The sequence below is a fragment of the Microbacterium sp. GbtcB4 genome (genome assembly GCF_019091465.1).
Lineage (GTDB): Bacteria > Actinomycetota > Actinomycetes > Actinomycetales > Microbacteriaceae > Microbacterium > Microbacterium paraoxydans.
The window spans coordinates 431,306-444,139 of sequence record NZ_JAGXJJ010000001.1; the positions used below are offsets into that span (position 1 = coordinate 431,306).

The following is a 12,834-nucleotide window of genomic DNA, read 5'->3' on the forward strand; positions in this document are numbered from 1 at the left end:
AACGGGAGAAAAACGCGCCCGGGAATCGCTCAGGACCCCACTCGACGAGCGGATGACCCAGCCACTTCTTTTGAATGACTCAAAATAACGTGGTACCGTCGAAGGACAGCAACCGGCCAGGCCGACCGCTCCGCACGCCCCTCACCGGGCCGCCGGCGGAGCGCGCCACCGCACCACGCGCACCGACCCCGGGGAGACCACCCCGCCGTCCGACGTGCGTCTCACGAGGGACCCCCGTCCCTCGGCGCGAGCCTGCCCATACGCCCCGAGAGAGGAACACCCATGCCAGAGACACGACCCACCGAGCAGCGCAGGACGGGGTTCACCTCGATGCCGCACGCCCTCGGCCGCGGCGGCCGCGAAGACATCGTCTGGGAGGCGCTCGAGCGGGTGGACGGCAAGCCGGCGCCCGCGATCGGCGTCATGCAGGCGGCGATGGGCACGGAGGCGCAGATCCACCTGACCGCGGACGTGATCCGCGCCTACCTCGATGCGCACGGCCTTCGGGACACCCGGGAGTGGGCGGCACGCCAGGGCGGTGCCGCATGAGGCGCCGGCTCCGCGCGAAGACCCAGGAACCGGCCGACGCCGTGCTGCGGCTGCAGCCGGCGGAGCTCCATGACACGGCACCGTTCGCCCCCGGTGACGATCGCTTCGTCGCCGAGCTCGCCTCCCCCGGCCTCGGGGCGTGCTCGTTCGTGCTCGGCCCGCAGGGCACGCCCCCGCCCGCGTGGATCGTGCTCGACTACGCCGACGGGCAGCAGCGACGGTGGCGGCGCGCGCGGCGCGCGGGCGGTCGGCACTTCTTCACGCTCGCGGAGGACACGGCGAGCGCGGGATACGTCACAACTGTTGCCTGAGGCAACTTTGAGGCGTACCATGGACACATGACCACCGGCGAGGACGTCGCCGGCATCCACCTGGCCCTCGTCCGCGTGGTGTCGGAATGGAGTGAGAGCGACCTGCAACGTCAGGTCGCGGAAGCCGTCGACGTCGCCCTCGATCCGTCCGCCATCCGCGCGCTCTACCTGCTCGGGATGAACGGGGGTGCGATGGGCTTCGGCGACCTGGCCGCGCACGCGACACTGTCGCGGCCGACCACGTCGAAGCTCGTCGCCCGCATGGCGGCGCAGGGCGTCGTCGATCCCGTGCGCTCGGGACGCACGGTCGAGGTGCGCCTCACGGACGCGGGCCAGACGGCCTATGCGCGCCTGGTCGAGGCCGGCCATCGCATGGTCGACGATGCGCTCGCAGGCTGGTCACCGGACGAGATCGACGGATTCCGCCGCCAGCTCGGCCGCTTCGTCACCGCACTGTCCGGCACGCCGCCGGTCGTGTCCATCAAGGAGGAAACCCCATGACCCGCACCTATGTCGTCACCGGATCCGCATCCGGGATCGGCGCCGCCACCGCCGAGCTGCTCCGCTCCCAGGGCCACACCGTCATCGGCGTCGACCTCGCCGGCGTCGAGGTCGACGGAGATCTTTCCACCCACGAGGGGCGTCTGGCCGCGGCGAGCGCCGTGGTCGAGGCGGCCGACGACGGGATCGACGCCGTCATCGCCTGCGCCGGCATCTCGGCTCCGATCTCGAAGACGATGTCCATCAACTTCTTCGGCGTGACCGAGTTCCTGACCGCGCTCCAGCCCACGCTGAGCCTGGCCGACGCACCCCGCGCCGCCGTGGTGTCGTCGATGGCCTCGCTGCAGCCGGTGTCGCCCGAGCTCGTCGACGCCGCCCTCACCGGCGACGAGGCGCGCGCGATCGAGATCGGCGACCGCCTGGCCGCGACGCCCGAGGCCGGGTTCCTCAACTACTCGTCCAGCAAGCGCGCCCTCTCGCGCTGGGTCCGTCGCGAGAGCGTCACCCCGGCGTGGGCGGGAGCGGGCATCCCGCTGAACGCCGTCGCCCCCGGAACCGTCACCACGGCGATGACGGCCGGCCTGCTCGACTCGCCCGAGGGCCTGGCCATGGTGGACGCCGCCGTGCCGATGCCGCTGAACTACCACCAGCCGGCGTCCTCCATCGCCGAGCTGCTCGTCTGGCTGACCAGCCCGGCCAACACCCACATGGCGGGACAGACGATCTACTGCGACGGCGGGGCCGACGCCGTGCTGCGAGGCGACGACATCTGGTCCTGGAACGACGCACCGCAAGGCTGAGTCCGGCTCTGCTCAGCCGCTGTTCCGGGAGCGCGGGTATCCTGGAGGTGTCTCCGGCACCCGGAGCAGCGGACGAGGGAGCAGTACCCGCACACGACGACTGACTCATGAAGGAGTCCGTCATGATCCGGTCGTTCATCACCCGCACCGACGTGCTGCGCGTGGCGCTGGGGTGGGCCGCGTTCGCCGCCCTGCTGGCCCTGCACCCGCTGCTCGCGCCGCCCGTGCCCGGACCCCTCCTCGTCGTCGCCCTCCTCGTGATCGTCGCCGTCATCCTCGTGTGCGCGTTCGGCGTCGTGAAGCAGGCGGAGGCCCTCGCCCACCGGCTGGGCGATCCCTACGGCTCCCTGGTGCTGACGCTGTCGATCGTGCTCATCGAGGTGATCCTCATCTCGGCCGTCATGCTCGGGCCGGGCGAGCACGCCACGATCGCGCGGGACTCGGTCATGGCCGTGTCGATGATCATCCTCAACCTCGTCATCGGCCTGGCCCTCCTCCTCGGTGGCCTCCGCCATCGGGGGATGGCGCACAACCGCACCGGCACATCCGCGTACCTGTCGATGCTCGTGGTCCTCGTCGCTCTGGCGTTCGGCCTCCCCGGTCTCATCGGTGACAACGGTGCGTACACGATCGGGCAGGAGATCCCGATCATCCTGCTCACCCTCGCTCTCTACGCGTTCTTCCTGTTCCGGCAGATGGGTGCGCAGGCCGACGACTTCACCGAGGTGGACGAGCGACTGGGGTCGGGGGCCCGCGCTTCCGAGGGCGCGGCGGCGCCGCGGACCCCCATCCGCGAGGTGCTCGCGGCCCACCGCGTCGAGGTGCTGACCCGCCTCGTGCTCCTCGTCGTCACGGTGGTCCCGATCGTGCTGCTCTCGCACGACATGGCGGCCCTGCTCGACGACGGTCTCGGCCGGCTCGGCGCTCCGGTCGCCCTGGCGGGACTGCTGATCGCGGGCATCGTGTTCCTCCCCGAGTCGATCACCTCGATCCGCGCGGCCCTGAACGGCGAGGCGCAGCGCGTGAACAACCTCTGCCATGGCGCGCTCGTGTCGACGGTCGGCCTCACCATCCCCGCTGTCCTCCTGATCGGCATGCTCACCGGGCAGGAGGTGGTGCTCGCCGAGTCGCCGGCGAACCTCCTCATGCTCGCCGTGACGCTGCTGCTGTCGGTGACGACGTTCGCGGCGAAGCGGGTCACCGCGATGCACGGCGCCGCGCACCTGGTGACCTTCGCCGTCTACGTCCTCATCCTCTTCAGCTGAGCCCCTCAGCGGGTCAGGATGCCGCGCCCGCTCCGCGCAGCGCGCAGCGGAGGTCGCTCGGCGGCACGAAGTCCGCGGTGAGGGACCAGTCGGCCTCCTCGCCGGCGGGGACCTCCACCGTCACCTGACCGGACCCGACGACCGTGGCCGCATCGGTGGTGAAGAACACGGTCACGACGTAGGCGGCATCCTCGTCGGTCGGATTGCCGACCACGCCCTCCGCCGTACCGCCGTCATCCTCCGTGGTGCAGGTCGTGATCTGGGTGCCGGCGCGCACCTCCGGAGCGTCCGGCACATCCTCCGGCACGCTCGTCGCTCCGACGACCCCCTCGTCTTCACCGGGGATCTGCGGCGCCCCTTCCGCGGCCGTGCGCGTCGGGGCCGGATCCTCCGCGGCGGGCGTGCAGCCGCTGAGAAGGAATCCGAGAATCAGGATCGGGGCCGCGAGGCGGGCGATGCTGCGGCGGCGTGTGGACATCATGGGCTCCTCCTTCGACCAGGAGCGGCCCGTGGCGGGCGATCACCCGCCACGGGCCGCCTCTCGGTCAGCGCTGTTCCTGCTCTTCCTCTCGCCGTCGCATCCGCGTGAGGCCCAGGCCCAGTCCGGCGAGGACCATCACCCCGCCCAGCAGCAGGCCGCCGGCGGCGAGCGTGCCACCCGTGACCGCGAGTCCGGTCGGCGGCGTCGGCACCACGCGGGTGACCGTCTGCGAGGTCGGCGGATCGATCGGCCCTGCCGGCGTGTTGCCGGTCACGGTCGCGACGTTGCGCACCTCACCGCGACGCACGTCCGCGGGGTCGATCGTGTGCGGAGGCACCGTGCACGTCATCTGCTCCCCGGAGGCGAGGCTCGTCGCCGGGCAGGTGACCGCACCGGCCGTGGGGTCCGACACGACGATGTCGGAGACCGTCTGCGCCCCGGTGTTGGTGACGATGATCGTCCACTCCACCCGGTCGCCGAGGTCGATGAGCCGGTTGGCGTTCACGTCGACGGTCGTCGCCCGCTTCTCGATCGCGAGGGAGTTGGTCCCGTCGAACGGCACCTCCACGGTCGAGGGCGGTGACACCGGCGGTTCACCCGAGGGCGGCGTGCCGGTGGCCGTCGCGGTGTTGGTCAGCCGTCCGGAGTCCACGTCCGCTTGCGTGGTCGTGTAGGTCGCCGCGCAGGTCACCGTTTGGCCCGGAATGATGCGGGCGGCGTCGTCCGGGCAGGTGATCGCCGACAGCTCGCCCTCACCGGAGAAGTCCGTGTCGTCCACCGCCACGTCCGCCAGGGTGACATTTCCCGTGTTGGTCACGACGAAGGAGTACTCCAGAGTCTCCCCCACGGTCGTCATCACGGCCGGGGTCGCCGACTTCACGATGCTGAGGCCCGGAGTCGACAGTGCGGGGACGCGCGCCTCGGACGGCGGCGACACCGGGGGCTGCAGGTCCCCGGGCGGCACACCGGTGGCGGTCGCGGAGTTCGTCACCTGGCCGGCGTCGATGTCCTCCTGCGTCAGCACATACGTCGCCGTGCAGATGAGCTGGGCACCGGGGGCCATCGACGCGGTCCCGGGCGGGCAGTCGATCGCCGACAGCGGACCCGTCCCGGAGAAGTCGCCCTCGGTGATCGTGACGTCCGTCAGCGTGACATTGCCGGTGTTGGTCACCACGAAGGAGTAGGTGATGTCCTGGCCCACGACGTAGGCCGCTGCCGTGTCAGGGCTGGCCGACTTCACCACGGCGATCGCCGGGTTCCGGTCACCGGGCAGTTCCACCGTCGACGGAGGCGTGAGCGGCGGCTCGCTGGTCGGCGGACCCGTCGGCGGCTCTCCCGTCGCGACGGCCGTGTTCGTGAGCTGCCCTGCATCGACATCCGCCTGGGTGACCACGTACGGCGCCGTGCAGGTCACGGTCGCACCGGGGGCCAGCGAGGCGGCCGCGGCCGGACACGTGATGACCGGCGCGGTTCCCGTCCCGGAGAACGACACCTCGTCCACGCCGACATCCGTCATCGTGACGTTGCCCGTGTTGGTGATGAGGAACGAGTACGTGATGGTCTGCCCTGCGGCGCTGATGCGCGTGAGGTCCGCGGTCTTCGCGACCGTGAGGGCCGGCAACCCCTCCGAGGGCACCTCGACCGTCGACGGCGGCGAGACGGGCGGCTGCCCCGACGGCGGTGTCCCCGTGCCGGTGGCGGTGTTCGTGACGCCACCCGCATCGACGTCGGCCTGGGTCACGACGTACGGCGCGGTACACGTCACCTCCGCTCCCGGAGCGAGCGACTCCGCTCCCGCAGGACAGGTCACCACCGGAGCCGTGCCGGTGCCGGTGAAGGAGACCTCGTCCACACCCACGTCCGTCAGCGTGACGTTGCCCGTGTTGGTGAGGAGGAAGGAGTACGTGATCGTCTGGCCCGCCGCAGTGATCTCGGTGCGGTCGGCCGTCTTCGCCACGGTCAGCGCGGGTGCCGGGTCGCCGGGGACCAGCACGGTCGAGGGCGGTGACACGGGGGGTTCGCCCGAGGGCGGCGTGCCGGTCACGGTCGCGGTGTTCGTCACCCCGCCGCCGTCGAGGTCGGCCTGCGTGACCACGTACGGCGCGGTGCAGGTGACCTGAGCACCCGGCGCGAGCGACGCGGCCCCCGCCGGACACGTCACGACCGGAGCCGTGCCGGTGCCGGTGAAGCCCGTCTCCTCGACCGTCACGTCGGCGATCGTCACGTTACCCGTGTTGGTGATGAGGAACGAGTACGTGATCGTCTGACCCGCTGCGGTGATCGTCGACCGGTCGGACGACTTCACGACCGACAGGCTCGGCGACGGCTCCGACGGCACCTCGACCTCGGAAGGCGGCGACACCGGCGGCTCCCCCGACGGGGGAGTACCGGTCGTGGTCGCGGTGTTCGTCACACCACCCGCATCCACGTCGGCTTGCGTGACGACGTACTCCGCCGTGCAGGTCACCTCGTCCCCGGGAGCGAGCGACGCCACCGCGGCCGGGCACTCGATGACCGGCGGGGTCCCGCTGCCGGTGAACGAGGCCTCCGTCACCTCGACGTCCGTCAGAGTGACGTTGCCGGTGTTCGCGACGAGGAAGGAATAGGTGATCGTCTGGCCGGCGGCCGTGATCTCGGTCCGGTCCGCCGTCTTCGACACCGACAGGCCCGGCGACGGCTCCGACGGCACCTCGACCTCGGAAGGCGGCGACACCGGCGGCTCCCCGGACGGCGGCGTGCCCGTCACGGTCGCGGTGTTGGTGACTCCACCGGCGTCGATGTCCGCCTGCGTGACGACGTACTCCGCCGTACAGGTCACCTGCGCACCGGGAATCATCGTGGCGGCACCCGCAGGACAGGTCACGACCGGAGCAGGACCCGTACCGGTGAAGGTGCCCTCCTCCACCGTGACGTCGCGCACCGTGACATTCCCGGTGTTCGTCACCAGGAACGAGTAGGTGATCGTCTGTCCCGCTGCCGTGATCTCCGTCCGGTCAGCGGTCTTCGCCACGGTCAGCGCCGGGGCCGGGTCACCGGGGATCTCCACCGTCGTCGGCGGCGACACCGGTGGCGTCCCCGACGGCGGTGTGCCCGTCGCCGTCGCCGTGTTCGACAACTGCCCGGCGTCGATGTCGGCCTGCGTCAGCGTGTACGTGGCGGTGCACTCGACCTGCGCCCCCGGTGCGAGCGATGCGGCCCCCGCCGGACACGAGATCGCCGACACCTCTCCCGAGCCCGTGAACGCCGTCTCGTCCACCGTCACGTCGGTGAGGGTCACGTTGCCCGTGTTCGTCACGACGAACGTGTAGGTGATCTCCGTCCCCACCGTGTAGCCGGCAGCGGTGGAGGGGTCGGCCGACTTCACGACGGTGATGCCGGGCGTCTCGATCGACGGCACCTCGACCTCCGACGGCGGCGACACCGGCGGCTCGAGGGTTCCGGGCGGGTCGCCCGTCACGGTGGCGGTGTTCGTCACGCCGCCTGCATCGATGTCGGCCTGGGTCACCTCGTAGGTCGCGGTGCACGTCACCTGAGCTCCGGGTTCGAGGGACGCGGCCGCTGCGGGGCAGGTGACGACGGGAGTCGCACCGGTACCCGAGAACGACACCTCGTCCACGATCACGTCCGCGATGGTCACGTTGCCCGTGTTCGTCACGAGGAACGAGTAGGTGATGACGTCCCCCGCGGCGGTGATCTCCGTCCGGTCGGCCGTCTTCGCGACCGTGAGGGCGGGCGCGCCGGGCACCGTGACGATCGCCGTGGAGGGTGCGGACACCGGCGGCTCGAGGTCGCGCGGCGGCGTGCCCGTCGCGGTGGCGGTGTTGGTCACCTGACCCGCGTCGACATCCGCCTGCGTCGCCTCATAGGACGCGGTGCAGGTCACCTGGGCGCCCGGAGCGAGTGTCGCCGCGGCGGCCGGGCAGGTGATCTCCGGCGCCGTGCCCGTGCCGGAGAACGCGGTCTCGGTCACGGTGATGTCGGTGAGGGTCACGTTGCCCGTGTTCGTCACGAGGAAGGCGTAATCGACGGTCGCCCCGGCGGCGGTGATCGACGTCGGATCGGCCGTCTTGACGAGAGTGATCGCGGGCGTCTCGTCCGCGGGGACCACCACGGTCGAGGGCGGTGACACCGGTGGTTCGCCCGTGGGCGGCTCCCCGGTCACGGTCGCGGTGTTGGTCACCCCGCCCGCGTCGATGTCGGCCTGGGTCACCACGTAGGGTGCGGTGCACGTCACCTGCGCGCCCGGGGCCAGGGAGGCGGCGGCCGCGGGGCAGGTGACGACGGGGGCGGTACCCGTCCCGGTGAACGACGTCTCCGTCACGCCGACGTCGGCGATCGTCACGTTCCCCGTGTTCGTGATGAGGAACGAGTAGGTGATCGTCTGTCCGGCCGCGGTGATCTCCGTGCGGTCCGCCGTCTTCGCCACCGTGAGCGCCGGGGCGGAGGCGACGGGGATCTCGACCGTGGACGGCGAGGACACCGGTGCCGTACCGGTCGGCGGCGTGCCCGTCGCGGTGGCCGTGTTCGTGAGCGCCGAGGTGTTGTAGTCCGCGGCCGTCACGGTGTAGCTCGCGGTGCAGGTGACCTCGGCCCCCGGCACGAGGGAGGCGGCGCCGGCGGGGCAGGTCACGTCGAGGACTCCGGTGCCGGAGAAGGACTCCTCGTCGATGCCGACGTTCGTCAGGGTGACGTTCCCGGTGTTGGTGACGAGGAAGGAGTAGTCGATCGTCTGCCCGGCGCCGGTGATCGCGGTCGTCTCGGAGCTCTTCTCCAGCGAGATCGCCGGAGCCGGGTCCACCGGCACGCGCACGGTCGAGGGCGGAGACACCGGAGGCGTCAGCGACCCGGGCGGCACACCGGTGGCGGTCGCCGTGTTGCTGACCGATCCCCCGTCCACGTCCGTCTGCGTCAGGGTGTAGCTCGCACGACAAGTCGTCTGCGCACCCGGGGCCAGGGGGGCGACCGGGCACTCGATCGTCGACAGGGAGCCGGAACCCGTGAACGCCGTCTCGTTCACCGCGATGTTCGAGACGGTCACGTTGCCCGTGTTGGTGACGATGAACGAGTAGTCGATCACCTGTCCGACCGTGAAGTCGTCCGGTCCGGACGGGGTCGCCGACTTCACGACCGTGAGCGCCGGGGTGCGGGTCGTGGTGACCGTCGCGGTGCTCGGGTTGCTCTCCACGCCGGTGTTGGCCTCGGAGGTTCCGGTCGCGAGCGCGGTGTTCGTCACCGTGCCCGCGTCGATGTCCGCCTGCGTCAACGTGTACGCCGCCGTACAGGTCGTGTTCTGCCCCACGGCGAGCGTCGTCGCCGCACAGTTCACCGCCCCGAGCGTCCCCGTGCCGCTGAACGCGGACTCGCGGATGCCGAGCCCCGAGACGGCGACGTTGCCGGTGTTCGAGACCGCGAACGAATAGGTCACCGTGTCCCCCGCCGCGCTGGCGGTGGTCGGCGTGACCGTCTTCGTCAACGCCAGAGAGGGCGCCGGAGCCGTGATCGTGACGGCGTAGTCCTCCACCTCACCCGGACCGCCCGTCCCCGTCGGGGTCGCCGCGGTCAACCCTGTCCCGCTCTGGATGCGGAATCGGGCGAACGTCTGCCCGCCCACCGTCTGCGAGGCGATGCCGGACCAGTTCAGCGTCACCGACGAGCCGTCCGCCGTGCCCGCCGGGACCGTCGCGGTGGCACCCTCGTTCGCATCGAACACGCCGTTGCGGTTGAAATCGATCCAGCCGACCAGGGTCGCCGGCACACCCGGCACCTTGTTCGACGCCAACACCGACACCGAATAGGTGTTCGTCACGCTGGCCATGATCGGCCCGAACGACGCCACCCCCGTCTCGTCGTTGATGGTCTGGTTCGGGGCCGTGCCGCCGACCACGTTGTCGCCCGTCGCGTTCGCGCTGTACTGCATCGCCGTCTCGGCATCGGCCGACCATCCCAGATACGTCGCCGCATTCAGCTCATGGGAGACCGAGCCGTAACTGGCCGGCGCATCGCCGAAGTCGTCGGGAATCGTCGTACAGGAGGGGTTGAAGCCGTCGATGCCCTCGCCACCGCTCTGCGCGCGGTAACCGCGCACGACGATGTCGCTCGTCCCGGTCGTGTCCCCCGGACCACAGCGAGGAGTCGGCGTATCGAGACCGCCGTTGGTGTTGAAGTTCTCACCCGCGGTGAGGACGGTGGGGGTCGCCGCGAGGTTGATCCGCAGCTCCCCCGCGGCCGTGAAGGTCATCGGGCGGCACGTGATCTGCACGGAGGATGGCCATCGAACGCCCTGGCCGACGAAGGTCGTGCCGGTGATGCGATGCGCGAAGGTGTTCGCCGGACACGTCGCGGTGGACACATTCCCGCGGCTCTGATCGTAGACCGGCCCATCGATCCAGGTGGGGTTCACCGTTCCCGTCACGACGCCCGTGTTGCTCACCGTGATGGTCGAACACTGCAGCGCGAATCGAGTGAGGATGGCGTTCGCTCCGGACGGTGCCTCCGCGGTCCTGTTCTCCGTCCGGACGCCGGTGAGTACCGAGTTCGCCGGGCACTCCGTCGGTGCCGTCAGGTCCTTGTCCGTACCGACGATCGGACCCTCGTAGGAGACGCCGAGGTACAGCTGCGCCGGGTCGCCCGGGGCCGCCGTCGCCGGGAGCACGGGCGCGACGAGGGATCCCAGCACGAGGGCGAGCATGGTCGCCACCGCCCACGGGCGTCGCGGCGACAGCAGCCGCCGTCGCGTTCTCCGGTCCTTCTTCTCTTCGCGCTCGGAATTCGTGTGCAGAGAGAACTGCATGAACACTCCCCTGTTCCGTGCCCAGTCCACCCACCCCTCCGAACTGGGATACGGCTGAGAGTAGGGCGGCGCTTGACGGAACTCCAGGCCACCTTTCGTCGCTAAAGGATGAGGACTTTGGTCACTGACCGGGAGAGGAAGGCGACTCGAGTCGACGGCGCAGAGCCGTCGCGCGTTCCTCGAGTTCCGCACGGATCTCGTGGGCGGCGAGCGAGCCGCCGGAGAGGAAACCGGCCTCCAGCGCCTCCCGCCACCGGCGGTTCACCTCGTCCAGCTCACGGGTGAGGCGCTCCCTCTCCTCGGCCGAGATCGGCTCCGGCGGGACGGCACCCTCCGCCTCGTCCTCCGGCACGACGTACCACCGGAAATCCTCGCGACCGCGCGCATTGTTGAGTCGCCAGAGAAGGAGGAGGGAGAGAAGGAAACCTGCTCCCCCCGTCGCGATCATCACCCACGCGAACCCGGGCGTCTCGTCCAGCATGCCGAAGCCGTACCAGAGGAGCAGCAACGCCGTCAGCGCCAGGGCCCCGGGGAAGACGATGCGGACGACGATCAGTCCGACGGTGTGCATCCAGGGGCTCATGCGGGAGACCGTTCGTGGGTGTTCGCGGGGAAACAGAAAGAGCCGGTCAGACTCTGACCGACTCTTTCATGAATGTCTCGCTGTGCGCGAGGGGGGACTTGAACCCCCACGTCCATAAGGACACTGGCACCTGAAGCCAGCGCGTCTACCATTCCGCCACTCGCGCGAGCGTCTCGTTCCGAAGAACTCAACTTTCCGAGGATATCACGCGTTTTCGACCGCGTTGCACACCCCGGCAGGGGCGTCGGCGGCGTTCCCCCAGGTCACCTGGCTACGATGTCCCTACCGGTCGGCATGCCAGAGGAGCCCAGTGGGACTACTTGACAGCTTTGAGAAGGGTCTCGAGCGCGCAGTGAACAGCGCGTTCGCGAAGACCTTCCGCAGCGGCATCCAGCCCGTGGAGATCGCTTCGGCGCTGCGACGCGAGGCGGATACCACTGCGGCCGTGGTGAGCCGCGACCGCATCATCACGCCCAACAACTACGTCGTGCGCCTCAGCCCCGACGACGCGGAGCGCATGCGCGGGCTCGGCGGCGCGCTGACGGACGAGCTGCACGCCCTCCTCACGAAGCACGCGAAGTCGCAGGGGTACAGCTTCGCCGGCCCTCTGTCCATCACGCTCGAAGCGGACGACAAGGTCGCCACCGGCACCGTCCGCGTCACCTCGGGCACCGTCGAGGGACGCGTGAGCTGGCAGGCCGTGGTCGACGTCGACGGGCGCCGGCACACCCTCACCCGTGCCCGCACGGTGATCGGCCGCGGCTCCGATGCCGACATCACCATCGCCGACGCGGGCTCGAGCCGTCGTCACGCCGAGATCCTCTGGGACGGCGAGCGCGCCATGCTCCGCGACATGGGGTCCACGAACGGCACGAAGGTGGACGGGCAGAAGCTCCGCGAAGCCGCCCTCCCCTCCGACACCACGATCACGATCGGTCGCACCGATCTCGTGTTCCGCATCGTCCCCGTCGCCACCCCGTCGCGGTCGTCCCGACCGGACGACGACGCGACCCGCGTGTTCGGAGCCCTCGGATGAGCGAACTGGTCCTGCTCCTGCTCCGCATCGGCTTCCTCGTGCTGATGTGGTTCTTCGTGTTCGGGGTCGTCTACTCCCTGCGCGCCGACCTGTTCGGAGTGCGCGCCCGCAAGCTCCCCGCCGAGGCGACCGCGGGAGCACCCGCCGCCGCTCCTGCCGCGGCCCCGGCCGCCCCGCCCCGTCCCTCGTCGGCGCGACCGTCGACCGGTCCCGCGACCGTGGCGACGGCGAAGCGCCTCGTGATCACCTCCGGACCGAAGGCGGGTCTCGAGCTCCCCCTCGGCTCCGACGCGATGACGATCGGCCGCTCCAGCGAATCCGCCCTCGTGATCCGGGACGACTACACCTCCAGTCACCACGCCCGACTCCTGCTCCGCGGTGACACCTGGGCGATCCAGGACCTCGACTCGACGAACGGCACGTTCGTCGCCGGCCAGCGGGTGACGGGCGGTCCGGTCTCCCTGAGCCTCGGCACCCCGGTCAAGGTCGGCGCGACGACGTTCGAGTTGAGGGCCTGA

General features: G+C 70.5%; 10 protein-coding genes and 1 tRNA gene. 7 read left to right on the forward strand and 4 right to left on the reverse strand.

Annotated features, from left to right (window positions below; all coding sequences use genetic code 11):
• Window positions 1–282: 282 nt before the first annotated feature.
• The 5 genes from KVS71_RS01965 (at window position 283) to KVS71_RS01985 (ending at window position 3,426) form a co-directional block, all read left to right on the forward strand.
• Complete coding sequence (locus KVS71_RS01965; RefSeq protein WP_217583354.1) at window positions 283–549, forward strand: hypothetical protein; 267 nt, start codon at window positions 283–285, stop codon at window positions 547–549.
• Window positions 546–860 carry a hypothetical protein gene (locus KVS71_RS01970; protein ID WP_217583356.1) on the forward strand — a complete coding sequence of 105 codons (315 nt, stop codon included), beginning with the start codon at window positions 546–548 and terminating at the stop codon, window positions 858–860. The genes KVS71_RS01965 and KVS71_RS01970 overlap by 4 nt, the downstream gene beginning before the upstream one ends.
• A 27-nt stretch (window positions 861–887) precedes the next feature.
• Complete coding sequence (locus KVS71_RS01975) at window positions 888–1,361, forward strand: MarR family winged helix-turn-helix transcriptional regulator (RefSeq protein WP_144881629.1); 474 nt, start codon at window positions 888–890, stop codon at window positions 1,359–1,361.
• Window positions 1,358–2,161: an SDR family oxidoreductase gene (locus KVS71_RS01980; protein WP_217583364.1), complete on the forward strand. Its 804-nt coding sequence runs from the start codon at window positions 1,358–1,360 to the stop codon at window positions 2,159–2,161. The genes KVS71_RS01975 and KVS71_RS01980 overlap by 4 nt, the downstream gene beginning before the upstream one ends.
• Before the next feature lie 122 nt (window positions 2,162–2,283).
• Entirely contained in the window at window positions 2,284–3,426 is a 1,143-nt protein-coding gene (locus tag KVS71_RS01985; RefSeq protein WP_217583366.1) for a calcium:proton antiporter, read from the forward strand.
• A gap of 13 nt (window positions 3,427–3,439) precedes the next feature.
• Here the strand turns inward: KVS71_RS01985 and KVS71_RS01990 are convergent, their stop codons facing one another.
• The 4 genes from KVS71_RS01990 to KVS71_RS02005 form a co-directional block, all read right to left on the reverse strand.
• Window positions 3,440–3,907 carry a hypothetical protein gene (locus tag KVS71_RS01990; protein ID WP_060923308.1) on the reverse strand — a complete coding sequence of 156 codons (468 nt, stop codon included), beginning with the start codon at window positions 3,905–3,907 and terminating at the stop codon, window positions 3,440–3,442.
• Between the two features lie 64 nt (window positions 3,908–3,971).
• The gene (locus tag KVS71_RS01995) at window positions 3,972–10,697 is read right to left on the reverse strand and encodes a GEVED domain-containing protein (RefSeq protein ID WP_217583368.1); all 6,726 of its coding nucleotides are present in this window, start codon (window positions 10,695–10,697) and stop codon (window positions 3,972–3,974) included.
• A 121-nt stretch (window positions 10,698–10,818) separates the two neighbouring features.
• Window positions 10,819–11,280 (reverse strand): hypothetical protein, encoded by a 462-nt coding sequence (locus KVS71_RS02000; RefSeq protein ID WP_217583370.1) that lies wholly within the window; start codon window positions 11,278–11,280, stop codon window positions 10,819–10,821.
• A gap of 83 nt (window positions 11,281–11,363) precedes the next feature.
• Window positions 11,364–11,446, reverse strand: a tRNA-Leu gene (locus KVS71_RS02005).
• Window positions 11,447–11,590: 144 nt separating this feature from the next.
• On the opposite strand from KVS71_RS02005, the gene KVS71_RS02010 reads away from it, so the two are divergent.
• Both KVS71_RS02010 and KVS71_RS02015 read left to right on the forward strand, forming a co-directional pair.
• On the forward strand, window positions 11,591–12,316 hold the full coding sequence (locus KVS71_RS02010; protein ID WP_060923298.1) for a DUF3662 and FHA domain-containing protein: 726 nt from the start codon (window positions 11,591–11,593) through the stop codon (window positions 12,314–12,316).
• Window positions 12,313–12,834, forward strand: coding sequence for an FHA domain-containing protein (locus tag KVS71_RS02015; RefSeq protein WP_025102896.1), 522 nt, complete (start codon window positions 12,313–12,315; stop codon window positions 12,832–12,834). The genes KVS71_RS02010 and KVS71_RS02015 overlap by 4 nt, the downstream gene beginning before the upstream one ends.